Annotated in this window: 25 protein-coding genes; 13 read left to right on the forward strand and 12 right to left on the reverse strand. The window is 61.2% G+C overall.

What is annotated here, in order from left to right; translation table 11 throughout:
- Window position 1 precedes the first annotated feature (1 nt).
- The gene (locus CLU80_RS24625; protein ID WP_093439023.1) at window positions 2–856 is read right to left on the reverse strand and encodes a MurR/RpiR family transcriptional regulator; all 855 of its coding nucleotides are present in this window, start codon (window positions 854–856) and stop codon (window positions 2–4) included.
- 331 nt (window positions 857–1187) lie between these two features.
- On the opposite strand from CLU80_RS24625, the gene CLU80_RS24630 reads away from it, so the two are divergent.
- On the forward strand, window positions 1188–1742 hold the full coding sequence (locus CLU80_RS24630) for a histidine phosphatase family protein (RefSeq protein ID WP_099758634.1): 555 nt from the start codon (window positions 1188–1190) through the stop codon (window positions 1740–1742).
- Window positions 1742–2497 (forward strand): precorrin-6A synthase (deacetylating), encoded by a 756-nt coding sequence (cobF, locus tag CLU80_RS24635; RefSeq protein WP_099758635.1) that lies wholly within the window; start codon window positions 1742–1744, stop codon window positions 2495–2497. The genes CLU80_RS24630 and cobF overlap by 1 nt, the downstream gene beginning before the upstream one ends.
- 218 nt (window positions 2498–2715) lie before the next feature.
- Here the strand turns inward: cobF and CLU80_RS24640 are convergent, their stop codons facing one another.
- Genes CLU80_RS24640 through CLU80_RS24650 form a run of 3 tightly spaced genes read right to left on the reverse strand, consistent with a single transcriptional unit; the run spans window position 2716 to window position 5297 of the window.
- Complete coding sequence (locus tag CLU80_RS24640) at window positions 2716–3897, reverse strand: acetyl-CoA C-acetyltransferase (protein WP_099758636.1); 1182 nt, start codon at window positions 3895–3897, stop codon at window positions 2716–2718.
- Window positions 3898–3908: 11 nt separating this feature from the next.
- Window positions 3909–4574 (reverse strand): CoA transferase subunit B, encoded by a 666-nt coding sequence (locus CLU80_RS24645; protein WP_093439005.1) that lies wholly within the window; start codon window positions 4572–4574, stop codon window positions 3909–3911.
- A gap of 24 nt (window positions 4575–4598) precedes the next feature.
- Window positions 4599–5297 (reverse strand): CoA transferase subunit A, encoded by a 699-nt coding sequence (locus CLU80_RS24650; RefSeq protein ID WP_016983257.1) that lies wholly within the window; start codon window positions 5295–5297, stop codon window positions 4599–4601.
- A 184-nt stretch (window positions 5298–5481) separates the two neighbouring features.
- Between CLU80_RS24650 and CLU80_RS24655 the strand changes: the two genes are divergently transcribed.
- Complete coding sequence (locus tag CLU80_RS24655; RefSeq protein ID WP_099758637.1) at window positions 5482–6369, forward strand: LysR family transcriptional regulator; 888 nt, start codon at window positions 5482–5484, stop codon at window positions 6367–6369.
- Window positions 6370–6692: 323 nt separating this feature from the next.
- Here the strand turns inward: CLU80_RS24655 and CLU80_RS24660 are convergent, their stop codons facing one another.
- On the reverse strand, window positions 6693–7535 hold the full coding sequence (locus CLU80_RS24660) for an NAD-dependent protein deacetylase (protein WP_093438997.1): 843 nt from the start codon (window positions 7533–7535) through the stop codon (window positions 6693–6695).
- Between the two features lie 54 nt (window positions 7536–7589).
- A complete protein-coding gene (locus CLU80_RS24665; RefSeq protein ID WP_093439469.1) occupies window positions 7590–8636 on the reverse strand; it encodes a class I SAM-dependent methyltransferase in 1047 nt (348 codons plus the stop codon).
- Window positions 8637–9049: 413 nt separating this feature from the next.
- Here CLU80_RS24665 and CLU80_RS24670 point away from each other — a divergent pair, with 413 nt between their 5' ends.
- Window positions 9050–9889, forward strand: a complete 840-nt coding sequence (locus CLU80_RS24670) for an HvfB family MNIO-type RiPP peptide maturase (protein ID WP_099758638.1) — start codon at window positions 9050–9052, stop codon at window positions 9887–9889.
- Entirely contained in the window at window positions 9882–10634 is a 753-nt protein-coding gene (locus CLU80_RS24675) for an HvfC family RiPP maturation protein (RefSeq protein WP_099758639.1), read from the forward strand. Before CLU80_RS24670 ends, CLU80_RS24675 begins: the two co-directional genes overlap by 8 nt.
- A 1-nt stretch (window position 10635) precedes the next feature.
- Here CLU80_RS24675 and CLU80_RS24680 read toward each other — a convergent pair whose 3' ends face one another.
- From CLU80_RS24680 to CLU80_RS24695, 4 genes are all read right to left on the reverse strand, one after another.
- Window positions 10636–11664, reverse strand: a complete 1029-nt coding sequence (locus CLU80_RS24680) for an NAD(P)/FAD-dependent oxidoreductase (protein WP_099758640.1) — start codon at window positions 11662–11664, stop codon at window positions 10636–10638.
- Entirely contained in the window at window positions 11651–13831 is a 2181-nt protein-coding gene (locus CLU80_RS24685; protein ID WP_099758641.1) for a hypothetical protein, read from the reverse strand. Before CLU80_RS24685 ends, CLU80_RS24680 begins: the two co-directional genes overlap by 14 nt.
- Before the next feature lie 241 nt (window positions 13832–14072).
- Window positions 14073–15380, reverse strand: a complete 1308-nt coding sequence (locus CLU80_RS24690) for a sensor histidine kinase (RefSeq protein ID WP_099758642.1) — start codon at window positions 15378–15380, stop codon at window positions 14073–14075.
- The gene (locus CLU80_RS24695) at window positions 15377–16117 is read right to left on the reverse strand and encodes a response regulator (RefSeq protein WP_007919579.1); all 741 of its coding nucleotides are present in this window, start codon (window positions 16115–16117) and stop codon (window positions 15377–15379) included. The genes CLU80_RS24690 and CLU80_RS24695 overlap by 4 nt, the downstream gene beginning before the upstream one ends.
- A 296-nt stretch (window positions 16118–16413) precedes the next feature.
- On the opposite strand from CLU80_RS24695, the gene CLU80_RS24700 reads away from it, so the two are divergent.
- The 3 genes from CLU80_RS24700 to CLU80_RS24710 are packed head-to-tail and all read left to right on the forward strand — an operon-like array spanning window position 16414 to window position 18227.
- Complete coding sequence (locus CLU80_RS24700; RefSeq protein WP_095047501.1) at window positions 16414–16677, forward strand: DUF2790 domain-containing protein; 264 nt, start codon at window positions 16414–16416, stop codon at window positions 16675–16677.
- Window positions 16678–16723: 46 nt separating this feature from the next.
- Window positions 16724–16978: a hypothetical protein gene (locus tag CLU80_RS24705; protein WP_095047500.1), complete on the forward strand. Its 255-nt coding sequence runs from the start codon at window positions 16724–16726 to the stop codon at window positions 16976–16978.
- Between the two features lie 37 nt (window positions 16979–17015).
- A complete protein-coding gene (locus CLU80_RS24710; RefSeq protein ID WP_099758643.1) occupies window positions 17016–18227 on the forward strand; it encodes a cytochrome c biogenesis protein DipZ in 1212 nt (403 codons plus the stop codon).
- A 16-nt stretch (window positions 18228–18243) separates the two neighbouring features.
- Here CLU80_RS24710 and CLU80_RS24715 read toward each other — a convergent pair whose 3' ends face one another.
- Window positions 18244–18705 (reverse strand): GNAT family N-acetyltransferase, encoded by a 462-nt coding sequence (locus CLU80_RS24715; RefSeq protein WP_099758644.1) that lies wholly within the window; start codon window positions 18703–18705, stop codon window positions 18244–18246.
- A gap of 225 nt (window positions 18706–18930) precedes the next feature.
- Here CLU80_RS24715 and CLU80_RS24720 point away from each other — a divergent pair, with 225 nt between their 5' ends.
- Both CLU80_RS24720 and CLU80_RS24725 read left to right on the forward strand, forming a co-directional pair.
- Window positions 18931–19203 (forward strand): DUF4242 domain-containing protein, encoded by a 273-nt coding sequence (locus CLU80_RS24720; protein ID WP_093438958.1) that lies wholly within the window; start codon window positions 18931–18933, stop codon window positions 19201–19203.
- Window positions 19204–19236: 33 nt separating this feature from the next.
- The gene (locus CLU80_RS24725; RefSeq protein WP_099758645.1) at window positions 19237–20049 is read left to right on the forward strand and encodes a class I SAM-dependent methyltransferase; all 813 of its coding nucleotides are present in this window, start codon (window positions 19237–19239) and stop codon (window positions 20047–20049) included.
- A 146-nt stretch (window positions 20050–20195) separates the two neighbouring features.
- Here the strand turns inward: CLU80_RS24725 and pcsA are convergent, their stop codons facing one another.
- Window positions 20196–20918 (reverse strand): phosphatidylcholine synthase, encoded by a 723-nt coding sequence (gene pcsA, locus CLU80_RS24730; protein ID WP_007919592.1) that lies wholly within the window; start codon window positions 20916–20918, stop codon window positions 20196–20198.
- 259 nt (window positions 20919–21177) lie between these two features.
- Here pcsA and CLU80_RS24735 point away from each other — a divergent pair, with 259 nt between their 5' ends.
- The 3 genes from CLU80_RS24735 (at window position 21178) to CLU80_RS24745 (ending at window position 24452) form a co-directional block, all read left to right on the forward strand.
- Window positions 21178–21948, forward strand: a complete 771-nt coding sequence (locus CLU80_RS24735; RefSeq protein WP_099758646.1) for a tellurite resistance TerB family protein — start codon at window positions 21178–21180, stop codon at window positions 21946–21948.
- A gap of 162 nt (window positions 21949–22110) precedes the next feature.
- The gene (locus tag CLU80_RS24740) at window positions 22111–23487 is read left to right on the forward strand and encodes an iron-containing redox enzyme family protein (protein ID WP_099758647.1); all 1377 of its coding nucleotides are present in this window, start codon (window positions 22111–22113) and stop codon (window positions 23485–23487) included.
- A gap of 11 nt (window positions 23488–23498) precedes the next feature.
- Entirely contained in the window at window positions 23499–24452 is a 954-nt protein-coding gene (locus tag CLU80_RS24745; RefSeq protein WP_099758648.1) for a methyltransferase, read from the forward strand.
- The last annotated feature ends 10 nt before the right edge of the window (window positions 24453–24462 follow it).

A 24462-nucleotide genomic window follows, 5' to 3' on the forward strand; every position in this document is an offset into this window, starting at 1 on the left:
CTTATTTATCCTCCAGCAGGTGGGTGTTGAAGTCATTGCGCAGGGCATCGATGCCTTCCAGGCGATCGGCGAGGTTTTCGGTGCGCAAGGTCAGGCAGGCGATCAGTGCTTCGACCTGAGCCAGCGCTGGCACCATGGTGTCGAACGGCGAAGCCGATTCCACCGGCGCGCTGATGATCAGGTCGGCCAGTTCGCGCAGTGGCGAGGCATAGATGTCGGTGAACAACACCACGCGCGCGTTGTTGTTTTTTGCCGCGCTGGCGACTCGCAAGGCCTGGGTCTGGTAGCGGCGATAGTCGAACAGCAACACCACATCCTGGCGTTGCAGATCAAACAAGCGATCAGGCAGTTGCGCGTTGTCTTCCAGGGCAAAGCAACCGGGGCGCAGCAAGCGCAGGTGATTGAGCAGGTAGGTGGCCATCAGGCTGCTGAAGCGCCCGCCGAAGCAATACACCTGATGCCGGGCATCGAGCAGCCAGTCGGTGAGAATGCGCACGTCTTCGGGTTGGGTCAGCGATTGGGTTTCGACCAGCAGGCGATGGCTGTCGCCCAGATAGTGGCTCCAGGCGTCGTCCCTGTGTTGATGGGCGCGCGGTTGCAACAGCGTGCGCGGCGAGCGCAGGCGGTGATCCATGTCACTGAGCAGGGCATCCTGGAATTCGGCGTAACCACCGAAACCGAGTTTTTTCACCAGCCGCACAATGGTCGGATCGCTGACGCCGGCATGTTCGGCCAGACGCGCCATCGGCCCCAGACCGTTGCGGGGATACTGATCAAGCAAGGCGCGAACGACTTTGCGCTCCGACGGCGTAAGATCCAGGCCGGGATCGGTGATCAGGTCTCTAAGAGGGGGCATCCGGGCTCCTGCTGGATGAGGGGGTGTTGAATTCGCTTCATAATCCGTCAAAACAGTATTTATGTAACTGACGTTACATGTCTAGTGAATTTTTCAGCGTGTTGAAAAGGCCCCGAAATGGGGCGAGACGCCTGTATAACAAGGGCCACACGGACTTCGACGGGGCTTGTAGTCCATCGCCCACGATAGTGTCAGAGATTGCCGTATTTTTGCTTTTGTCCGCACTTGCCGGGGCGATGCAACAACCCTGCAGCCCTCGGTTTACGGCACAATTGCCGATAGAACGGCTTTGCGCCGCTGTTTTTCATGAAGGCCCACCGGAGCGATCCCTGTGCAGACCACTCGTTTGACATTGATTTGCCATGCGCGAACCGTCGCACAGAAATTGGCGTGTTTTCCTACGAATGAACCTGTTGAAAATAGCCAGCTGGCATCGTGCGAATTGGCCGAGCGTTTCGACGCCGCGCGACGCTTGATTTGCGCGCCGGAGTTGCGCACGCGCCAGACAGCGGCTTGGTTTGGCACCGACGCGCAGATTGATGAGGCGCTGCGCGATTGTGACTGGGGACGCTGGCATGGCCAGTCGATCAAAGCCCTACAAGCCTCGGAAGACGCCGCGCTGCAGGCCTGGCTGGAAGATCCCCACGCCACTCCGCATGACGGTGAGTCAGTGGCGCAGTTGTGCCAGCGCGTGGCGACTTGGCTAGCTAACCTGCAAGGCACGTCGGGACATGTCGTGGCGGTGACGCATCCGTTTGTCATCCGCGCCGCGCTGATCCACGTGCTGCGCGGTTCGGCGTTGCATGACATCGATGTCGAACCGTTGTCGCTGCTCGAACTGCGCTTCACCGGGCGCTGGCGCCTGTGTCTTAAAGGAGCTTTGTGATGAAACAACTGCTGGTGATCGGCATCGGTGCCGGCAATCCCGACTACATCACGATGCAGGCGGTGAAGGCGTTGAATCGGGTCGACGTGTTCTTTCTGATGGATAAAGGCCAGAGCAAGGACAAGCTGATCGACCTGCGCCGCGAGATTTGTGAGCGCTACATCGACAACCCTGACTATCGCTTCGTCGAGGCCCACAGTCCGGAGCGCGAACGCGGCGATGTCGACTACGCCGCCAGTGTTGATGAGCTGAACCGCGCCAAGCAGCAGACCTTCGAACGCCTGATCAATGACCAATTGTCTGACGGTCAGTGCGGCGGTTTCCTGGTGTGGGGCGACCCGGCGTTGTACGACAGCACCGTGCGCATCCTTCAGGCGATTCTGGCCTCGGGCGCGTGCGCCTTCGAGTTTGAGGTGATCCCCGGGATCACTAGCGTTCAGGCGTTGGCGGCGCAGCACAAGGTGCCGTTGAACACCATCGGTCGTTCCATCGAAATCACCACCGGGCGGCGTTTGGCGGCAGGGCAGGTGAGTGATGCGGACAGTCTGGTGGTGATGCTCGATGCTGAAGACTCTTATCACCAAGTCGCCGATCAGCAGACCGAGATTTACTGGGGGGCTTACCTGGGCACGCCGGATGAGATTCTGATCAGTGGCAGGCTGTCGGATGTTGCGGATGAGATCGAGCGGGTGCGCAAGGCGGCGCGGGCCGAGCATGGGTGGATCATGGATACGTATTTGTTGCGCAAGCCTTAGATTTTCACTGGCCGGGCGGGCCCCTTCGCGAGCAAGTTCGCTCCCACATTTTGAAATGCATTCCCTGTGGGAGCGAGCTTGCTCGCGAAGGCGCCGGAACATTCAACGCACATTTCGAACAGGCAAAAAAACACCCGGTGCAACGCAAGTCGCACCGGGTTTTTTGTTGCCAGCAAGCGGCGGATGTCGTGGATCCGCCATTCACTGTTGAACTCTGGTTATACGCGTTCCAGCGCCAGCGCCACGCCTTGGCCGCCGCCGATGCACAGGGTCGCCAGACCCTTTTTCGCATCACGCTTGATCATTTCATGCAGCAGGGTCACCAGCACGCGGCAACCCGATGCACCGATCGGATGGCCCAACGCGATGGCGCCGCCGTTGACGTTGACCTTGTCCAGATCCCATTGCAGGTCCTTGGCCACCGCCAGCGATTGCGCAGCGAAGGCTTCGTTGGCCTCGATCAGGTCGAGTTGACCGATGTTCCAGCCAGCCTTGTCGAGGCAGCGGCGAGTCGCCGAAACCGGGCCGATGCCCATGATTGCAGGATCAACACCTGCGTTGGCGTAGGCAGCGATTTTCGCCAGAACCGGCAGACCGAGGGCTTTGGCTTTTTCGGCGCTCATCAAGATGACCGCAGCGGCGCCGTCATTCAGCGACGAAGCGTTGCCGGCCGTGACGCTGCCGTCCTTTTTAAATGCCGGGCGCAGTTTCGCCAGGGATTCGGCAGTGGTGTCGCCACGCGGCTGTTCATCAACCTTGAAGGCAACCGGATCGCCTTTGCGTTGCGGGATCAGGATCGGGGTGATCTCATCGACAAAGCGACCGGCCTCAATCGCGGCGGCGGCTTTCTGCTGCGAGGCTGCGGCGAAGGCGTCCTGCTGTTCGCGGCTGATCTCGTATTTGTCGACGAGGTTCTCGGCAGTGATGCCCATGTGGTAGTCGTTGAACGCATCCCACAGGCCATCGCTGATCATGGTGTCGACGATTTGCGCGTGGCCCATAAGCAGACCGGTGCGTGCGCCCGGCATGACGTAGTTGGACAGGCTCATGTTTTCCTGGCCGCCGGCGATGATTACGTCAGCGTCGCCGCAACGGATCGCTTGCGCACCCAGATGCAGGGCTTTGAGGCCCGAACCGCAAACCTTGTTCAGGGTCATTGCTGGCACGGCATGGGGCAAGCCGGCCTTGATCGCTGCCTGACGCGCCGGGTTCTGGCCGGCGCCAGCGGTCAGCACCTGGCCCATGATCACTTCATCGACCTGCGCACCTTCCAGACCGGTTTGTTCGAGCAACTGGCGGATCACCGCCGCGCCCAGATCAACCGCGGACACGCTGGCCAGGGAGCCCTGGAAACTGCCGATCGCGGTGCGCGTGGCGGCAACAATTACGACGTCTTGCATTTTCGAATTCCTCACTGGGCAGCGAACTGCATTTCCGGTACGTGATCCGGGACGATCAGTTTACCAGCGGTTTTGGCGACGATTTCCTCGACGCTGACGCCAGGTGCGCGTTCCTTGAGGACAAAAGCGCCATTTTCGATTTCCAGGTAGGCGAGGTCGGTCAGCACACGCTTGATGCACCCGGCGCCGGTCAGCGGCAGGCTGCACTTGGATAGCAGTTTCGACTCACCATCCTTGGAGGCGTGGGTCATGATCACGATGATATTGTCGGCGCCGGCCACCAGATCCATCGCACCGCCCATGCCCTTGACCAGTTTGCCGGGGATCATCCACGAGGCGATGTTGCCTTCGACGTCCACTTCGAACGCGCCGAGCACGGTCAGGTCGACATGACCGCCACGGATCATCGCGAACGATTCGGCGGAGTTGAAGATCGACGCGCCGATACGGGCAGTCACCGTTTGTTTGCCGGCGTTGATCATGTCGGCATCGATAGTGTCTTCGGTCGGGAACGGACCCATGCCGAGCAGGCCGTTTTCCGATTGCAGCATGACTTCCATGCCTTCGGGAATGTAGTTGGCGACCAGGGTCGGAATGCCGATGCCGAGGTTCACATAAAAGCCGTCCTGCATTTCGCGGGCGACGCGCTGAGCCATTTGTTCGCGGGTAAGTGCCATGGTTTTATTCTCCGTCAGCCTGAATTATTTGCGGATGGTGCGCTGTTCGATGCGTTTTTCGAACGTGCCGCAAATGACCCGATCGACGTAGATGCCCGGGGTGTGGATCTGCGAGGGGTCGAGTTCGCCGGGTTCGACGATTTCTTCGACTTCAACCACGGTGATCTTGCCGGCGGTAGCCGCCAGCGGGTTGAAGTTCTGCGCGGTGTGACGGTAGATGACGTTGCCGAAATGGTCGGCTTTCCAGCCTTTGACAATGGCGAAGTCGCCGGTGATGGATTCTTCCATCAGGTACTTACGACCTTTGAATTCGCGTACTTCCTTGCCTTCGGCGACCGGGGTGCCGACGCCGGTGGCGGTGAAGAAGGCCGGAATGCCGGCGCCGCCTGCGCGCATCTTCTCGGCGAGGGTGCCTTGCGGGGTCAGGATGACTTCGATGTCGCCTTTGAGCAGTTGTTCTTCGAACAGCTTGTTTTCGCCGACGTAGGAGGCGATGACTTTGCTGATCTGACGATCGGTAAGCAGCACGCCGAGGCCAAAACCGTCGACGCCGCAGTTGTTGGAAACGACGGTGAGGTCGCGGGTGCCTTTGCGTTTGATCTCGGCGATCAGGTTTTCCGGAATGCCGCACAGACCGAAGCCGCCGGCGATAACGGTCATGCCGTCCTCAAGCCCGGCCAGGGCTTCCTCGTAGGAACTCACGCGCTTGTCGAAACCTGCCATATGCACCTCTTTTATTATTTGCGGGCGGCTGGCTAGCCGAATGGTTGGAGTGTCTCGCTGGAGGATATATTTGTTAAGTTGATTTTTAAGGTTGATTGATAGATAAAACTCAATAATTGCGTTATGGCTTGCCGCTTAACGCTTGATCGTTCCCACGATGCACCGACGATCCTGAGGCTTGAGTATGACCATCAAACAGATCCGCGCCTTCCTCGCCGTGGCACAGAGCCTGAGCTTCGCCGTGGCGTGCGAGCGTCTGCACCTGTCGCAATCGGCGTTGAGCCTGACCATCAAAGCGCTGGAAGAGGGCCTGGGCGGGCGCCTGTTCAGCCGTAACACACGCAATGTCGCGCTGACTGCGGAAGGTGAATCCTTGCTGCCGCTGGCGCGGCGGCTGATCGCCGACTGGGATAACGCCGAAGACGAAATGCGCCAACGCTTCAGCTTGCAGCGCGGGCGGGTGACGCTGGCGGCGATGCCGTCGTTTGCCGGCAACCTGCTGCCGCCGATCCTCAAGACGTTTCGTGCGCGCTACCCGAACGTCAACGTCACGGTCAATGACGTGATCAATGAGCAAGTGCTGGAAATGGTCCGTGACCGTCAGGTGGAACTGGGCGTGGCGTTCGAGCCGATGCAAAACACTTCGATGACGTTTACGCCGTTGTACGTGGATCGCTTCGTCGCGGTGGTATCGAAGGATTCGCCGCTGGCGCAGCGCGACGAGATCGATTGGCAGACGTTGTTGCAGGAGCCGTTCATCACCTTGCAGCGGCCTTCGACGGTGCGAGTGATGCTCGAAGAGCACCTGCAGGCGCGAGGCATGAAGTTGCCGGTGGAATTTGAAAGCCATCAACTGGCCACGGTCGGGCGGATGGTCGCCAGCGGTCTGGGCGTCAGTGCCGTGCCGGCGTTGTGCGCCGAGCAGATGCAGGAGCTCGGCGCCCACTGCCTGACCCTGGATGACTCGGTGCAGCGGGCCATCGGCGTGCTGACTGAGCCGGGCAATGAACTGTCGGCGGCGGCCCAGGCGTTGTTCGATATTCTCAAGGCTGAAGATCTCGGGCGACTGTGAGATCTACCCCCTCACCCCAACCCTCTCCCCCAGAGGGGGCGAGGGGGAAGGGAGCTGATCGGGGGCATTTCAAAAAATGGGTTCGGCTCGAAATTTTCAGGTCGCAGTATTAAGTCCTGACAACTCGGTCAGTTCCCTCTCCGCTGGCAGAGGGCTAGGGCGAGGGGGAAAGGGAGCTGATCGTGGGATATTCAGCTTGTGGGCTCGACTCAGCATTTTCAGGTCGCCGTATCCCGGCCTGACAACTCGGTCAGTTCCCTCTCCCTTGGGAGAGGGCTAGGGTGAGGGGCTTGGGTCCTGAGTCGAGCACAAAGTGCAGCAACTCACCGATCCAGCACTTCAACCAACAACGGCAAAAGCTGTTCACACGACGCTTCAATCTTCAAATCCAGCAAATCATCCGCGCGGGTCTTGCCCAGATTGATCGCAATCAACGGCTTGCCACGATCGGCTATCACCCGGCACAGGCGAAACGCGGAATATGCCATCAACGAAGACCCCACCACCAACATCCCCGCTGCATTCTCTGCCGCCGCCATCGCCCTTGCCGCCGTGGGCTGCGCGACGTTCTCGCCGAAAAACACCACGTCCGGTTTCATCCGCTCGCCAGCGCAATGCGGGCAGCGCGGCACCTGAAAGCGCGCTTCGAAGGCCGGGTCGAGCAGGGTGTCGCCATCCGGCGCCTGGACTGCATCGACCCCGGCCAGATACGGGTTGTGCATTTCCATTAATTGTTGAATCGAATCGCGCTCACTGCGCTGGCCGCAGTCCAGGCAGAGGACGCGATGCAGGCTGCCGTGCAGTTCGATCACATCGTGACTGCCGGCTTGATCGTGCAGGGTATCGACGTTCTGGGTGATCAAACCGTGGATCAGCCCATGGCGCTGCAAACTGGCCAACGCTTGGTGCGCTGCATTCGGCTGCGCCTGACGCACCCTCGGCCAACCCAGCATGGCCCGCGCCCAGTAGCGGCGGCGCGACTCGGGGGCGGCGAGGAACTCCTGGTACATCATCGGCTGCCGGCCACGGCGCACACCGTCGCTGTCGCGGTAATCCGGAATGCCCGACGGCGTGCTGATGCCGGCTCCGGTCAGGACGAGGAAGTCGCCATCGGCCATCACCTCTTGCAAGGTGTCGAGGTGTTCGCGGGTCGGGCTGTCGAGCATGGTCAGCGCTCCGAAATGGACAGTGCCAGCAGGTTAGCACGCGACCCGCGCGGGTTACTTGCGTGCCTCCAGAATCAGGTTGAACGGCGTTTGCGTGGCCCGGCGGAACTGCTTGAAACCGGCCTCGGTAAACACCTTGCGCAAACGCATTTCCCCTGCTTGTGCGCCCAGGCCCAGGCCGACTTCCTGCGATAGCGAGTTCGGTGTGCAGATAAACGTCGAGGCCGCATAGAACAGCCGCCCGACCGGGTTGATGTTGTCGTCCAGCGTGTCGTTGGCGAACGGCTCGACCAGCAACACCGTGCCATCGTCTTTCAGCGAGTCATAGGCGTGACGGGCGGCACCGACCGGATCGCCCATATCGTGCAGGCAGTCGAAATAGCAGATCAGGTCGTAGTCGTCGCCGGGGTAGCTTTTCGCCGAACCCTGAAAGAACTTCGCCCGGCTGCTGACGCCACCTTCCTCGGCGCGCTGGGTGGCGACGGTGATCGAGGGCGCGTGATAGTCATAGCCGACGAAACGCGAGTTGGGAAACGCCTGTGCCATGATCACGGTCGAGGCGCCATGACCGCAGCCGATATCGGCGACTTTCGCGCCTTGCTCAAGCTTGGCTACCACGCCGTCCAGCGCCGGCAGCCATTCGGCGATCAGGTGGCCCTTGTAGCCGGGCCGGAAGAACCGCTCGGTTCCGGTGAACATGCACGGGTGGTGATCGCCCCAGGGCAGGGCACCGTTGCCGCGCATGGCTTTGACCAGTTTGTCCTTGTCGTGGAAAAACGATGCCACCACCCCGAGGCCACCAGCGACATACACCGGGGAATCTTCAACGGCCAGGGCCAGTGCCTGTTCTTCAGGTAAACGGAACTGACCGTCGTGGTGCTCCATGTAGCCGGACGCCGCATGAGCGCTGAGCCATTCGCGCACCAGACGCGGGTTGCAGGTGGTTTTGGCAGCGAGGGCATCGGCACTGATCGGCTGACTGTCGGCCATTGCCCGGTACAGCCCGAGCTCTTCGCCGACGATGACATTGGCCAGCATCGCCGCGCCGCCCATGTCGTTGACCAGTTTGCCCATGAATTGGTTGAGCTTCGCCTCATCCATCATGTGTGCTCCTGAAACAGGATCACGGTCCGGCGGCGTCGAGGGTCGAGGCGTGCGCCACCGGGCGGTGGTCACGGAGTTGGGCAGGGCACGGCTGACGTCCTGCGTCCCCCTCGACTGGGTAATAAAGGAGTCTAGCCCCGGTCCGGGCGTGTCGCTGGATTTGTGAGCAACGAAAACCTGTGGGAGCGAGCCTGCTCGCGAAGGCGGCATTTCAGGCAATTCTGGTATTGGCAGTGCTGACGCTTTCGCGAGCAGGTTCGCTCCCACAATATTGATCGGCAGAGAATCTGTATCACTGTGTATCGCCGTGATGGTGGGACACACAGGGCTGCAAATGCCCGGTCATCTGCACACAACCGCAATACATCCGGCGGCTCAAATGTGGCAAACCCACTGCTGAGGTACATCCCATGCATACGCCGCCCTCATCAATGCCACCCAGTGTTGGCCTCGGCCTGCGCCGTGGTCTGCTGAAAGACCTGCAGGCTGCCCGTAGCGGCGCCTTCGACTTTCTCGAAGTCGCCCCGGAAAACTGGATCGGAGTCGGCGGCGCGCACGGTGCGGCGTTACGTGAACTGGCCGAGCGCTATCCGTTGTCCTGTCACGGCTTGTCGCTGTCGCTGGGCGGGCCGGCGCCGCTGGATGTCGGATTCTTGCAGGAGGTCCGGGTGTTTCTCGACCATTACAACGTGCCGCTGTACAGCGAGCACCTGAGTTACTGCAGCGATGACGGGCATCTGTATGACTTGCTGCCGTTGCCGTTCACCGGAGAAGCGGTGCAGCACGTTGCCGCGCGGATCCGTCAGGCTCAGGACATTCTCGGCCGGCGCCTGGCCGTGGAAAACGTCTCCTACTATGCCGCCCCGCGTCAGGACATGGACGAGCTGAGCTTCACCAATGCCGTGTTGCGCGAGGCCGATTGCGACCTGCTGCTGGACGTCAACAATGTCTATGTCAACGCGATCAACCACGGCTTCGATCCGCAAACCTTCCTCGCCGGTATCGAGCCGGACCGGGTGGTCGGGATGCATGTGGCGGGGCATTTCGATGAGTCCGAGACGCTGAAAATCGACACCCATGGTGCCTCAGTCAAACCGGTCGTGTGGTCTCTGCTGGCGGAGGCTTATAGGCGGTTTGGCGCGCAGCCGACGTTGCTTGAGCGGGACTTCAATTTCCCGGCATTTTCCGAACTGGTCGCCGAGTTGCAGACCATTCGCCATTTGCAAGCCGGAGGTCGCCCTCGTGGATAACCTGATACTGCAACAACAGGCGCTGACCCGGTATTTGCGCGATCCTGAACATCAATCGCCACCGGCCGACATGAACGTGGCGCGGGTCAACGTTTATCGCGATCTGGTGTTCAACAACGTTTCGCAATTGTTGAGCGGCACGTTTCCGGTGTTGATCCGGATCATCGGGGAACAACGCTGGAGCCTGCTGGTACGAGGCTTTTTGCGCGAGTGGCGGGCGCAGACCCCAAAGTTTGGCGAGATTGCCGAAACGTTTCTCGACTATCTCGCGTCGCCACCGCAGGTGTTGCGCGAGGGCGAGTGGCCGGCGTTTCTGCTGGAGCTGGCGCATTACGAGTGGGTCGAGATGATCTTGCAGCAGTCCGATGCTCAGGCGCTGCCGCCAAGCGATCCGGCGCTGTTGCTGGAGCGTCCGCTGCAGATCTCGGCACTGGCCTGGCCATTGGCGTATGTGTGGCCGGTGCATGCACTTGATCCGAACCATCAGCCCGCCACGCCGCCGGCGCATCCGACCCTGTTGCTGGTGCGGCGCACGGCAGACTGGAATGTGCAGTTTTCCGAGCTGAGCCCGCTGGCCTGGCGCCTGTTACAGCGCATTGAAGCGTTTCCTGACCTTGATGGCCGCCAGCAATTGCAAGATCTGGCAATAGAAGCAGGGGTGGCCGACACCGAAACGTTCATGGACAGCGGATCGGCGTTGTTGCGGCAGTTTCACCAGGAGGGCGTGCTCGCCAGCGTCCTGTAAGTCATGCGGCAGGCAGCCACGACGGCGGGCAGGGATGCAGACGATAGAAGTCGCGCAGGTGCGCCACATCGCGTGCGAATCCAGCGTTCAGCCATTGGCGATATTGCGCCTGCGCCGCTGTTTGCAAGGCCGGTTGGCGCAGACCATCCGCTACGGCTTGCGCGGCTTGCATACCGCTCATGAACGCTTTGAGCACGCCGTGGGAGGACGCCGGGTCGAGCCGGCTGGCGGCATCGCCCACCAGAAAATAACCAGCACCGGTGACGGCCGGGGTGATGCGCCAGGTTACATCGGCGCCGCGTATCCGCCCTACGGCTGGCAATGCTTGCAGGGCCTCGGGAAGCCTCGTCGAGCGCCTGTTGTTCTCGAACGTCAGGTGCGTCCAGTGCAGCAACTGCGGCTCGACCTGGGCGATCCAGGTCCATCCGTCAGGATCGGCCAGCAAGTGCGCGGTTGTTGCATAGGTTGCGCTGTGACCTTGCAAGTAGCCGTAACGCGCCACCAGCGGCGGTGAACAGTGGCGAACCGGCAGACCGAGTTGGCGAGCGAGCCAGTCGCAAGCGCCACTGGCATCGATCAGGCAGGTCGCGTAAAGGCGTGCGCTGTCGGTCTCCACGCCGATCACCCGATTGGCCTGAGTCAGCACTCGCCGTGCCCGGCAGGGCTGACTGATCTCCACCCCTAACGTGGCCGCTTGCGCCAGTAACGTCGCGTCCAGTTGCGCCCGCTCCAGATGAAAACCCTGCCAGGCGCCGCGATCATCGGCGCCAAAGGCATTGAAGCGTGGCACACCGTTCCAGTGCACCCAGTGGCCGTCAAAGCGCCGGGCCCCGCGGCCACATAGCTGCTCGGCGACCCCCAGTTGTCGGAGCAGCGGTTCGATGCCCGGATGCAGGCTTTCGCCGGGGCGAAACCGGGGGAACGCCTGCCGTTCGATCAAGGCCACGCGCAGCCCGTGACGGGCGCAACTGATTGCCGTTGCGCAGCCCGCAGGGCCGGCGCCGACGACCACAACATCAAAATGTTTCATGGGCGACCCGCCATGGCAGGGTGTCGCGTTTGATCAGGATTGCATCGGCGCTGAGCAGCAAGATCACCAGCTCTTCGACTTCGACGTGGCGCAACCTGAAATCACTTGCAGGGATCTGCACGGCACCGCGCTTGTACAGCAAAAAGCGCTGCACCCAGCCGTCGAGGAGCTGCCCGGCTTGCGCCTGCGCGCTGTCCAGTTCCGCGTTCGGCCGCTGCACGTCAACGAACGACAACAGCGGCCAGGCATTGCGCAGGGATTTATCGCTGGCGGCGCCGAGCGCACGGTACACGCGATACATCGAACGCACGCGCTGCTGATAGATGGTTTGCGCAGTGTGGCCGGTCGTGCTCAGGGAAAACTGGCCATCGAGGGCCACCTGTGTGTAATCGGCATGGGCGTACGCGTGGTACTGGACGATCAGCCGATCGTCTTGAGTGATCAGTTGCGGGCCGCGCTGATTATCCCAGGCCACCCCGCCCATGCCGATTTCCTCATCGGTCAGGGGAATGATGCTGTGCAGCGTCGAGCGCGGCTCAAAGACCCGTGCCGAATCCGGTGCCACGCCAGGCCAGAAAGAACCTAGCGCTGCGCAGATCTTCGCATCCTCGGGAAACGGGCTGGCCATCTGATAGCCGGCGAGGACGTTGATCCACTCGTCGTCTGCCGTGCGCTGGCGAACCCAGCCGACCTCCCAGCCAGGTCCGAACACCCCGGCGGCGCCGTCGGGCAGCGAGGTCGGCCGCGATGACGGTGGTAGCGGGGCAATGGATTGCACCGTGTCGGTTTGATCGGCGAGGGCAACGATGGCGCTCACCCCTCGGTCAGTCGGGGAGAACAGTTGATCCTGCAGATCGAGGTTGGCGCAGTAGCGTACGTTGGAGAGCGCTTCAAGTCGGGCGTGCCAGAGACCGGTACTTGGTAACGCTGGTTCGTCGCTGACCCAGTGCAACAGCTTGCGTTGACTGCATAACGGATAGAAGTCCGGAGGGCCGATCAGCGAATATGCGGCGACGGCCGGCAAATGGTTTTCCAGCATCGGGCAGCGTGGCAACACCCAGCCATCGGCAGTGCCGTCCTGATAATGCAAGGCGCGATAACCGCCCTGACGTACCAACGCCTCGACACCTTCATGCTCGTTCAGGTCTTCGATGCTGCCATCCGCTTCGACCCGGTGACGTCCGTGCACCATGCCGCCGGTATTGGCCGGCAGCACAAAGGACAAGGGCTGCCCCTGATATTCGACGGGCGCCACCAGCCGGGCTCTGGCTTCAGGCACCAGCAGACCGGGGCCGAGATCTGCAGTCGAGGCCCAATGCGCAAGATTTTCCGTGACGACGAAGGGTGGCTGGCTGATCTGCGGTTCCTGCCAACCGGTACCGCTGTGGCGCAAATGGACATGCCGCAGTTTTTCGTTGATCTGGTGGTTGCCCAGCGTCACCGTCAGGTTCAGACCCTCCAGGCACTGCGAACCATTGAACAGCTTGTGCACGGGCACCCAGAAATCCAGTCCGGGGTCGAGGTCCACCTGAAAATCCATCGGCCCGAAGCGCTCGGCATCGCCCTTGAGTTGCACGGCAATGTAGGCGCTGTAGCGCACTGGCATCACCCGGATGCCGTGCGGGTCATCGTCGACGAAGGGCAGGAAACTGCGCAGCTTTGCGTCATAGCACGGGGGGGCGGTGCCGACGCGGGCGATACCGGTACGCGAGAAGCACAGGTCGGCATGCCGGCCATGCACGGTGTCGGCGGCGCAGCGATATTCACTGGCAAACGCGACCACCGCTAACGGCGCGCCCCGGGCTTTGTCGCGCAGGCTGTCGAGCGTGGGCGGACTGACGCTGTAGACATAGTCGAGCACGGTCTCGATCTCGGCGGCAGTGGGGAACAGCTGTAGTGTCTGGCCGTTTTCATCGCTGAGCACGTTTGGTGAGGCCAGCGCGTGATACAGCAGGCTGTGCGCCGGTGCGCCAGCCTCGATCGCCCGGCTGCCGATCGTTGCGAAATCGGTAAATCCGGGTATTGACCGGTCGATTTTCAGGGGCTTGTGCAGTTCCGCCGCCAGCGGTTCAGCCAGCAAGTCCAGGCCGTGGGCGAGCATCAGCGAATGCCAGCCGCCGGGCGCCAGGCGCGTACACACGTGGGTAACGGATTCGAGCAGAGTCATGTTGCGCCTCGACAGGTTGGGCCAATTGTCATGGAACCGTAGCCCGGCGCTGACTTGCTACTGTCAGATCTGACAGTGGCGACCAATGGTGAACAGTGCGAAACGGGCAACACAACCATAAGCGCATCAGCCAAGGCGCACAGTCAGTGGATTCTGATGAAGTTGTAGGCATTGGCGCGGCGGTGTGCAGGCCACCGACCGGTACTGGTCGGTAGCGTTTAAACAGGCGCCGTTAAAGCGTTTATGGATGCAGCGGCAGCTTCAGTTCAGCGCACAGCCCGCCACCCTGGCGATTACTCAACGTCAGCGAACCACCGAGCGCCATGGCCAGTTGCTGGGCGATCGCCAGTCCCAGCCCGGTGCCGCCGGTATCGCGATTACGCGAGTTTTCCACGCGGTAGAACGGTTGCAGCACCTGCGCCAGTTCGGCGTCGGCGATGCCCGGGCCGCGGTCCATAACGGTGATCGCCAGGTTGCCTTTGTTGGCTTCGACCCAGACTTCGGCGGCGCCGGCGAATTTCAGCGCGTTGTCGGTCAGGTTCACCAGAACCCGGCGCAACGCATGAGGGCGGGTGTCGATGACCGCCGCACTCTTGCCGACCAGTTGCACCTGCTTGCCCATGTCCTGATAGTCGAACACCAGGCTTTCGAGGAAGGAATCCATGTTGGTGCGGCGGCTTTCTTCGGTCGAACCATGGATGCTGCGCGCATATGCCACGCCTTCGCGAACCAGGTGTTCCATCTCGTTGAGGTCATTCCACAGTTTGTCTTTCTCGGCGCAATCGTCCATGAGTTCGGCGCGCAGTTTCATCCGCGTGATCGGCGTTTGCAGGTCATGGGAAATCGCCGCCAGCAGTTGCATGCGTTCCTTCAGATAAGCGGCAATGCGCGCCTGCATCGTGTTGAACGCCCGTGCTGCGTAGACCACTTCGTTCGGGCCGCTTTCGTCGAGGTTGATCGGGTGGGCGTTGGGGTCGAGGGTTTCCACGGCGTTGGCCAGGCGGGTCAGCGGACGGATCGCGATACGCACGGCCAGCCAGGTGCAGGCGATCATCAAGGCCAGTTGGCCGAGCAGAACCGCCGGCAACCAGGGCGATAGCGGGACCATGGCGGGACGCACGTCGATGGTCACCGGGCTGCCGTCGCTCAGGCGCAAATGGCCCTGAAAGTGTTTCTTCGGCCCGGGAATATCGGTGAAGGTCAGCGGATAACGTTCACCGATGGCTTCGGTGATCGAGGTGACCGCCACCGGCACATCACTGGCCTCGATCGGTGTGCCCGGTTCGCCTTCGCTCAACAGGTAGCCATAATTTTTTCGCGCCAGACGCTCGAGCCAGGCAGGGCGCTCTTCGGCAGGCAAGCGATCAAGGATCGCAATCGAGGTCGAGACGTCGGTTTCCAGATTGCCGAGCATGGTGTTCTTGGCGCTTTGGTAACGCTCGTAATACTGCGCACCGAACGACAGCGCCTGAGCGAGCAACAGGCCGATCAGGAAAATCAGCGACAGGCGCGAGGCGAGGGTGCGCGGCCAGTGCAGATTGACGCTCATGCCGGGGCCCCGAGAATCTCGACCGGCAGTGAGAACACGTAACCTTCGCTGCGCACGGTCTTTATGTAGGCCGGCTCGCGCGCATCATCCAGCAGGCGCTGACGCAAACGGCTAACCAGCAAGTCGATCGAGCGGTCAAACAGATCGGCATCACGACCCTGGGTCAGATTGAGCAGTTGGTCGCGGCTGAGCACCCGTTGTGGGTGATCGAGAAACACCCGCAGCAATCGATATTCGGCGCCGCTGAGGGCGACCATGGTGCCGTCCTTGTCGAGCAGGTGACGGGCCGAGGTGTCCAGTTGCCAACGACCGAAGGCCAGCAAGCGACCGGCCTCGGTGACCACCAGATTCGGCGGCAGCATGCGCGTGCGGCGCAGCACGGCGTTGATCCGCGCGAGCAATTCGCGGGCGGCGAATGGTTTGGTCAGGTAGTCGTCGGCGCCCATTTCGAGGCCGATGATGCGGTCGGTTTCATCGTTGCGCGCGGTCAGCATCAATACTGGCGTGGCCTTGTGTTTGCCCACCCGCAATTCGCGGCACAGCTGCAGGCCATCGTCGCCGGGCATCATGATGTCGAGCACGATCAGGTCGACGGTGTTGGCCTCGAGAAAGCTGCGCATCTGCCGGCCATCGGCGACCACCGTGGTGCGCAGGCCGTTTTTCTTCAGGTAGTTGCCCACCAGTTCACGGATCTCGCGGTCGTCGTCGACGATGAGAATGTGATCGACATGATCCATCGGTGCAAACCTCTATCAAAAGGGACTGCCGTGCAGTGTATCGAGCCTGCGGTGGCCCGCCTGCCTGCCTTTGTATTGCAGTGTATCTGCCGTGACTACGGATACACGGGGACGCAAAAACGCGATTTTTTCAGGGGTTTGTATCGCTGTGTATCCCCCGATGGCAAGGATACACAGCGATTGAAACGCGCCAGTTCCTGACACAGAGGCGATACCTCGCGAGCCTCAAATAGGCTCCATCGAGGCCCACACAGATCGCCTCGGCTCAAACCCCATTGAAGCCTTGAGGAAACGCCATGAACAACAACTCCGTAATCGCCGCCTGCCTGTTTGCCGCGCTGAACATCTGCACGCTCTCGGCCCGGGCCGAAGCCGCTGTTACCGCGCAAACCTACACCTACGGCACCCACCTGGATATCCAGAAAGTGATCTCGCTGAAACAGGACAACTCGGTGTCCTGCGGCATCGTCGAGGCGCGCATGACCTACCTCGATTCTGCAGGCAAAACCCGCGTACTCGATTACAGCAAATTTGCCGACGGCTGCAACAACGACAACTGAGTCATCAACGGCAACCAAGCCAACTCTTTATAGAAGGAACAACACCATGAACAACGTCGCGCGCTTTTTCACCGCCATCGCTTTCTCCCTGGCCGGCGTCGCCGCCCATGCCAACGCTGCGGTTGAACAGCATAGCTGCCACAGCAGCACCTGCTTCCAACTGACGCCGGGGGCCCAGCAGGGCAGCGACGGCCTGATTGCAGCGGACGGCTCCAGCCGCACGCCACAAGGGCAGATGTTCGCCGAGAACGGCGCCAGCCGTACGCCGCAGAGCCAATGGCTGGAAAGCCAGAGCGTCTGAACGGCTCGCCACAATCATTGATCAAGGGTGACTCACTATGTACCTCATCGCATTTCTCGGTGGTCTGCTGACCGTGCTCAGCCCCTGCATCCTGCCGGTGGTGCCGTTTCTGTTTGCCGGCGCCCAACGCAGTCGCGCTTCGATACTGTTGACCCTCGGCGGCATGGCCCTGACTTTCGCGCTGATCTCCAGCCTCGCCGTGGTCAGCAGCGAATGGGTGATCCAGGCCAGCAACAGTGGCCGTTACGTTGCGCTGATCGTGATGAGCGTGTTCGCCCTGTCGCTGATCTCGGCGCGCATCGGCGGCTGGCTGACACGCCCCTTCGTGATGCTCGGCAATCGTCTGGACCCGGACACCCGGAAAAAGGCCGGGCCGATGGGTTCGATCATGCTCGGCGTGGCCACCGGACTGCTGTGGGCACCGTGCGCGGGACCGATTCTCGGGGTGATTCTCACCGGTGCCATGCTGCAAGGCGCCAACGCGCAGACCAGCCTGTTGCTGCTGGCCTACGGCGCCGGCAGTGCATTGTCGCTGGGCACGTTGATCTTCACCGGGCGCGGGTTGGTCAACCGTTTGAAACCGTCGATCCCGTTCACCGGTTGGTTGCGTCGTGGTGCCGGGGTTGCGGTACTGGCGACGACAGCGGTGATTGCCACCGGCTTCGATAAAACCTTGTTGGCCAACACCTCCTCCGAAGGCGTCGCCAGTGTCGAAAAACGCGTGTTGGAAAACGTGCCGAAAGTGGTCGACTACTTTGTCAGCAAAGTCCGCGCGGACTCGCCGATGGAGGAGGGCAAAGGCGCGATGCCGTCACTGGCTGGCGCCGTGCAATGGTTGAATTCGCCTGAACTGAACGCAGACGCCCTGCGCGGCAAAGTGGTGCTGGTGGACTTTTGGACCTACGACTGCATCAACTGCCAGCACACCCTGCCGTACGTCAAGGACTGGGCGAAGAAGTACGAGAAGGACGGCCTCGTGGTGATCGGCGTGCACACCCCGGAATACGGCTACGAGCGGATCATCGACAACGTCAAGGATCAGGTGAAAAAGCTCGGCATCACCTACCCGGTGGCCATCGACAACAACTACGCGATCTGGCGTAACTTCGACAACCAGTACTGGCCGGCGCATTACCTGATCGACGCCAAGGGGCAGGTGCGTTACAGCCACTTCGGCGAAGGTCGCTACGAGGCGCAGGAACAGATGATCCAGCAGTTGCTGGAGGAGGCTAAGGCGCCTGCGGCGTGATCAGCAAACCACTGGCTCAAAGGTCGCGGACCATGAGCCATTGTTCATTGTTCCAGGCGCGAAAACGCTCCAGGACCTGCCAGCCGCGTTTGGCGTAGTAGTCCTGCTTGGTCTGCGTATGCAGATACAAACGCGCAAACCCGCACTCTTTCGCTTCCTGACAAATCCCTGCAATCAAGCGTTCTGCCAGGCCTTGCCCGCGCGCTTCAGGACTGACGAACACGCAGGCCAGCCAAGGACCAAGATCAGGGCGCAGGGCGAGGTCATCGCGTGCCAGCGCCGCGCCGCCGACCAGATGTTCACCGTCCATGGCGATCAGGCAAGACCAGTCGCCATTGCCTTGGCCCTCGGCAAATTCACGCTGCCATTCAGCCAGCGGTTGGTCGATGTATTCGTAGGGGAATTGCTGGTGGATCCATTGAGCATAACGGTCGCTGTGGTGCATGTGATGCGCGAGCCAATCGAGTTTCAGTGACATCGGTAGAGTCCGTTCCAGAAGCGAGCGGGCATCAGAAACCAATCCTCGAACGTTGGCAATCTTCCAGGTGTTCCAGACGCTTTACAGATTTCCACCGCTCATCGGCAAACCCCCGTTTTTACGGGGTTGCCAGACGATTGGCAGGGACGCCGAGCGGTCTCGGCGCGATAGTGCCTGAGCAGGGTCACAGCCGGCCTTGCCCCATAACAAGAGCGCGAGGTTGCCATGCCGAAATTCGTGATTGAACGCGAGATTCCAGGGGCCGGGAAGCTGTCCGAAGCCGAACTCAAAAACGTCTCACAAACGTCCTGCCAGGTGTTGCGCGAACTTGGGCCACAGGTGCAGTGGCTACAGAGTTATGTCACCGCCGACAAAATCTATTGCGTGTACATCGCGCCTGACGAAGAGCAGGTACGCGAACACGCCAGGCTTGGAGGATTTCCTGCCAACAGTGTGGCGCGAGTGATGACGGTCATCGATCCGACGACGGCCGAATGATTACCGACCCCACCCGCAGCGGAGTTCACTCTTATGAGTACCCCGATTGATCTGACAGCCCTGAAGGAACGCCAGAAAGTCGCCTGGGCCAGTGGCGACTACGCCGTGATTGGCACGACGTTGCAAATCGTCGGCGAAAACCTTGCCGAAGCCTGTGACCTGCGGTGCGATGAAGAGGTGCTGGATGTCGCTGCCGGCAACGGTAATGCGACGCTGGCGGCGGCGCGCCGTGGCTGCCAGGTCACCTCGACCGACTACATCGCGGCTTTGTTGGAACGCGGCCAGGATCGGGCCCGGGCGGAGCATCTGGACGTGACGTTTCAGGTTGCCGATGCTGAGGCACTGCCGTTCGCCGATGAGAGTTACGACGCGGTGCTGTCGACCTTTGGTGTGATGTTCGCGCCGGATCAGGACACGGCTGCGGCCGAGTTGGGCCGGGTTTGTCGCCGTGGTGGGCGGATAGGTCTGGCCAACTGGACGCCGGAAGGTTTTGTTGGGCAGATGTTCAAGGTTTTGGGCCGGCATCTGCCACCGCCGGCTGGTGCCCAGCCTCCCTCGAATTGGGGCTCCGATGCCTGGCTGCACAAACATTTCGATGACCGTGATTTTCTGCTGCGGGTGACACGGCGCGATTTCAATTTCCGCTATCGCTCGGCGGCGCATTTCATCGACATCTTTCGCCATTGGTACGGGCCAGTGCACAAGGCCTTTGCGGCATTACCGCCGGAGAGCGGGCAGGCGCTGGAGGGTGATCTGGCGGATTTGCTCAATCGGTTGAATCGGGCGGGAGAGGGTTCGCTGGTGGTGCCGAGCGAGTATCTGGAGGTGGTGATCACTAAACGCTGATTCACCCCCGACTTTCGAATCTATTGCGATCCCTGTAGGAGTGAGCCTGCTCGCGATAGGGGTCTTTCAGTAAAAAATATTCAGCTGACAGACCGCTATCGCGAGCAGGCTCACTCCTACAATGGATTTGTGTTGGGTTCTGGAGCCTATTTCACCTGCGGCCGATCAAACCACTCCAGCGCCGTGCGCCAGATGCAGATCCCCAGAAAGTAAGCCGACATCAGCAACCACAAGCCCATCACCAACGGGTTGATCACCGGATGGTTGAGCACCAGCGACAGACTGCATAGCAGCCAGATCGCCGTCACCGCAATGTTGATCGGCATGAACCGGCGCACGCGGAACGGGTGCAGGAACTTCATTCGCGTCACCGTCAGCAACGCCAGGCCGATCACCGTCAGGAAGGTGATCCACGGTCCCGGTCCGATGATGTACAGGCACAAGGCGACCACATTCCACGCCGCCGGAAAGCCGACAAAGTAGTTGTCCTTGCTCTTCATATTGACGTTGCAGAAGCAGAACAGCGACGACACCAGAATCAGCGACACGGTCAGCAGCAGGGTGTAATCCGGCAGCGGAATGTAGCGATAGATGAACAGCGCCGGGATGAACACATACGTCAGGTAATCGATCACCAGATCAAGGATCGAGCCATCGAAGCTTGGCAGCACCGACTGCACGTTGACCTTGCGCGCCAGTGCGCCGTCGAGGCCGTCGACAATCAGCGCCACGCCCAGCCACATCAGGCAATGGGTCGGCTGGTTTTCCAGCAGGGCGAGGGTGGCCAGAAAGGCTGTGACCACGCCAGTCGCGGTAAAACCATGGGCGCCCCATGCTTTGAGCCTGGCGATGTGTACGGTCGATATCACGGGGGCGTTCTCCAGAAAGTGAAGCAAGCCGGGTATCACCCTTGAGTAGCAGGGCGCCGGCAAACCGGGTCGGGGTTGCAGCTATCGACCGGTCTGGCCGGGATAAGGTTCACCACTGATCAATCTTAGCTGGCCGGCGAAAAAATACGCGGGCGAAATCCGTCAGAGCTTCGAGCGTCAGCCAAACGGTGCTGGCGCTATGGCTTAAGGGGTCTATCGTTGCCAGACGCAGTCACTGCCCTTGCCTGAGGATGACGTCATGAACACCAGCGATTTGCTCGAAAAACTGCTGCAAGGCCAAGCCTCGGCGGGACAACAATCTTCAGCCTCCGCCGGTGATGGTTTGGGCGGCCTCGGTGGCTTACTGGGTGGTCTGCTCGGTGGCGGCTCGGGCGCGGCCAGCGGCGGCGGATCTGCCGGTGGACTTGGCGGCTTGGGCGGCTTGCTCGGTGGTTTGCTCGGCGGCGGTGCCGGTGGTGGACTTGGCGGCGCTTTGGGTGGGGCGCTGGGCGGCGGGGGCAGCACGCAAAATCGTTCCGGCGGGACCAATTATGCGGCGCTCGCGTCGCTGGGCATGATGGCGTTCCAGGCGTATCAGGCGTGGCAACGCAGCCAGGCGAGTTCGGCACCGCAACAAATCCCGCAGACGGCCAATCTGCTTGCCGGCCCGGAAGTCGAGGAGCACAGCCACGCTGTATTGCGCGCGTTGATCGCGGCGGCCAAGGCTGACGGTGAGATCGACGCCCGGGAACAACAGATGATCAGTGGGGAAATCAGCAAACACACCGACGACCCACAATTGCAGCAATGGTTTGAGGACGAAGTCTCGAAACCGCTGGACGCCAACGAAGTCGCGCAGGCGGCCAAAGGCGATCCGGCCATGGCCGCTGAAATGTATCTGGTCAGCGTGATCCTCGTGGATGACCAGCAGGACGCCGAGCGCAGCTATCTGGATGAACTGGCAGCAGCCTTGCGGATCGACCCGGATTTGCAGGTGCATCTGGAGCAGCAGGCCAAAGGCCAGGCCTGATGTAACGGCAAAAAATCATAACCACCCGCAGCTCCGTCAAGGAGCTGCTTCGCCGTCCGTCCGAGCAATTTTCACGTCGATTGAATTTTTCGCAGGCGCTGCCTCTCTGCTGCTGTAGAGGCGTGTGGAACAGCGCCCTGCCAACCGACCGAGAATTTTGCCATGACTGTCCTGACACCCCTGCAAGCCGCGCCTGCCCAACCGCACCTGATCAACGCCGCCGGGAACATGCGGCAGGTCTATGAAGCGTTGTTGCGCGATGACGATTCCCAAGACCTTGCGCAGGCGTTTTTGCAGGAGCAACTGCAACACGCCGCGCAACTTAGCGATTCGTTGCCTGAAGACCCGGCAATGTGGCACGCCTGGGTGGCCGAACATTGCGCCGATGTCGCCCGGCAATACGCCGACTATCTGCAGCAGCGCAAGGCCGGCGGGCCTCGGCAATTCTTCCGTGGCAAGGCGCAGGCGCTGTATTTCCTGCAAGCGGTGGCACCGACCAAACTGGTCGACGGCGCTTGGCTCTATGGTCTGTTGCCGCGTTGGCAGGACCCACGTTTCCAGGGCCTGCTGCGAACCTTTCTGGAAGAGCTGGGCGAAGGCAATCCGGCGCAGAACCACGTGGTGATTTACCAGAAATTGCTCGCCGAGCACGATCTGCAGGACAGCAGCGCCATCGACGATGAACGCTACCTGCAAGGCGTGATACAACTGGCCCTCGGTGTCTGTGGTGCTGATTATCTGCCCGAGGTGATCGGCTACAACCTCGGCTACGAACAACTGCCGTTGCACCTGCTGATCAGCAGTTACGAACTCAGTGAACTGGGGATCGATCCATACTATTTCACCCTGCACGTGACCATCGACAACGCCAGCACCGGCCATGCGCAAAAAGCCGTGCAGGCGGCGCTTGACCTGCTGCCGCTCGAGGCCGATCGCGCCGAATTTCTGCGTCGGGTAGCGCTGGGCTATCGGCTCAACGATCTGGGGCAGGGCAGCCGCGCAATCATTGAAGGCTTCAACCTTGAGCAGCAATTGCTGGCGATGCTCGAGCGCAAGTGCCCGTTTGCCCAACACATGCACTCCGATTACTGCCGTTTCGAAGGGCAGACCGTCAATCAGTGGCTGGCCGCACCGGAGCAATTGCCCGGATTTCTTCAAGCGTTGCAGAACAAAGGCTGGATCAAACGCCACGAAGACCCGCAGGCCAGCCGTTTTTGGCAACTGATCGCAGGCGACGGTGCGGCGATGTTCGGCGTGTTCAATGCCTACGAAAAACAACTGGTGCACGACTGGATCGCCGGCGACTGGACGCCGTCGGATAGAGCGAAACCCGTTCGGCGGCACAGTCAGACCGCAGCGCCCATCGAAGGGCTTGCACAGGATCCCGACGTACAGGCGCTCAACACCGCGCTGCAAGGTCAGGATGCCTCGGCGCAAATGGCGATTCTGATCCCCTGGCTCGCCCCGGCCCGCCATGCACACCCGGCCGGGCTGCTCGCCACCCGGCGTTTTATCCAACTCAAATCCCGTTTGCCTTAAGGACCTTGCCGATGAATCAGGAAGAACAACTCTGCCCCAACGACCTCGTGCTGCTGCAATTGGGCCGGCGCTTGTTGGCAGACGGATATCGGTTCACCACGCCGACGCCGTTGACCCATCAACGGGTCAACCAGCGTGACGAGGGCCAGATGGCCGACTCTTTGCGCGATGTGTTCGGCTGGTCGCGTCCTTTCACGCCGGGGTTGTTGTCGGCCGATGAACAGCGGCAACTGCAAGACGCACAGATCATTGATACCTACGAAGGTGAGCTGAAGAGTCGGGTGCGCTGGTCGAGCCTGGATGATTTGCTGTTCGTCCATTCGGCATTTCCCACCGAGGCCGCTGACGCGGTGTTTTTCGGCCCCGACACCTACCGTTTCGCGCAACTGATCCACGCCCACCTGCAGCAGAACTTCGCGCCGATTCATCGCGCGGTGGACATCGGCTGCGGCGCTGGCGTCGGTGCGATTCTGATCGGCCGGGCCCGTCGCGAGGCAGAGGTGCTGGCGCTGGACATCAACCCTGCGGCGTTGCGTCTGACCGCGATCAACGCGGCACTGGCGGAAGTCGCTAACGTCGACGTGCGCGCCAGTGATCTGTTGCAGGGCGTCGACGGCGAGTTCGACCTGATCGTCGCCAACCCGCCGTACATGGCCGACCCGGCGGAACGCGCCTATCGCCACGGTGGCGGGACGCTGGGGGCAGGACTGTCACTGCGCATCGTCGAGCAGGCCTTGAATCGATTGGCGCCTGGTGGCTCGCTGCTGCTCTACACCGGTGTGGCGATGGTCGATGGTCGTGATCCGTTTCTCGACACCGTGCTGCCACGCCTCGATGAAAAACGTTTCGGCTGGACGTACCGCGAACTCGACCCGGATGTTTTTGGCGAAGAACTGCTCAACCCCGGCTATCAACGGGTCGACCGCATCGCAGTGGTGGCGCTGACCGTGACCCGAATGGGCTGAAACAAGGCAG

The organism is Pseudomonas sp. 29, assembly GCF_002754355.1.
GTDB lineage: Bacteria > Pseudomonadota > Gammaproteobacteria > Pseudomonadales > Pseudomonadaceae > Aquipseudomonas > Aquipseudomonas neuropathica.

Coding starts and splice junctions, on each gene's coding strand:
- CLU80_RS24725 (WP_099758645.1), top strand. CDS start 19,237: ATGAGTACCCCGATTGATCTGACAGCCCTGAAGGAACGCCAGAAAGTC.
- CLU80_RS24660 (WP_093438997.1), bottom strand. CDS start 7,535: ATGCTCGACAGCCCGACCCGCGAACACCTCGACACCTTGCAAGAGGTG.
- CLU80_RS24745 (WP_099758648.1), top strand. CDS start 23,499: ATGAATCAGGAAGAACAACTCTGCCCCAACGACCTCGTGCTGCTGCAA.
- CLU80_RS24655 (WP_099758637.1), top strand. CDS start 5,482: ATGACCATCAAACAGATCCGCGCCTTCCTCGCCGTGGCACAGAGCCTG.
- CLU80_RS24685 (WP_099758641.1), bottom strand. CDS start 13,831: ATGACTCTGCTCGAATCCGTTACCCACGTGTGTACGCGCCTGGCGCCC.
- CLU80_RS24645 (WP_093439005.1), bottom strand. CDS start 4,574: ATGGCACTTACCCGCGAACAAATGGCTCAGCGCGTCGCCCGCGAAATG.
- CLU80_RS24625 (WP_093439023.1), bottom strand. CDS start 856: ATGCCCCCTCTTAGAGACCTGATCACCGATCCCGGCCTGGATCTTACG.
- CLU80_RS24700 (WP_095047501.1), top strand. CDS start 16,414: ATGAACAACAACTCCGTAATCGCCGCCTGCCTGTTTGCCGCGCTGAAC.
- CLU80_RS24665 (WP_093439469.1), bottom strand. CDS start 8,636: ATGGATGAGGCGAAGCTCAACCAATTCATGGGCAAACTGGTCAACGAC.
- CLU80_RS24735 (WP_099758646.1), top strand. CDS start 21,178: ATGAACACCAGCGATTTGCTCGAAAAACTGCTGCAAGGCCAAGCCTCG.
- CLU80_RS24740 (WP_099758647.1), top strand. CDS start 22,111: ATGACTGTCCTGACACCCCTGCAAGCCGCGCCTGCCCAACCGCACCTG.
- cobF (WP_099758635.1), top strand. CDS start 1,742: ATGAAACAACTGCTGGTGATCGGCATCGGTGCCGGCAATCCCGACTAC.
- CLU80_RS24650 (WP_016983257.1), bottom strand. CDS start 5,297: ATGGCAGGTTTCGACAAGCGCGTGAGTTCCTACGAGGAAGCCCTGGCC.
- CLU80_RS24690 (WP_099758642.1), bottom strand. CDS start 15,380: ATGAGCGTCAATCTGCACTGGCCGCGCACCCTCGCCTCGCGCCTGTCG.
- CLU80_RS24680 (WP_099758640.1), bottom strand. CDS start 11,664: ATGAAACATTTTGATGTTGTGGTCGTCGGCGCCGGCCCTGCGGGCTGC.
- CLU80_RS24705 (WP_095047500.1), top strand. CDS start 16,724: ATGAACAACGTCGCGCGCTTTTTCACCGCCATCGCTTTCTCCCTGGCC.
- CLU80_RS24710 (WP_099758643.1), top strand. CDS start 17,016: ATGTACCTCATCGCATTTCTCGGTGGTCTGCTGACCGTGCTCAGCCCC.
- CLU80_RS24640 (WP_099758636.1), bottom strand. CDS start 3,897: ATGCAAGACGTCGTAATTGTTGCCGCCACGCGCACCGCGATCGGCAGT.
- CLU80_RS24695 (WP_007919579.1), bottom strand. CDS start 16,117: ATGGATCATGTCGATCACATTCTCATCGTCGACGACGACCGCGAGATC.
- CLU80_RS24720 (WP_093438958.1), top strand. CDS start 18,931: ATGCCGAAATTCGTGATTGAACGCGAGATTCCAGGGGCCGGGAAGCTG.
- CLU80_RS24715 (WP_099758644.1), bottom strand. CDS start 18,705: ATGTCACTGAAACTCGATTGGCTCGCGCATCACATGCACCACAGCGAC.
- CLU80_RS24670 (WP_099758638.1), top strand. CDS start 9,050: ATGCATACGCCGCCCTCATCAATGCCACCCAGTGTTGGCCTCGGCCTG.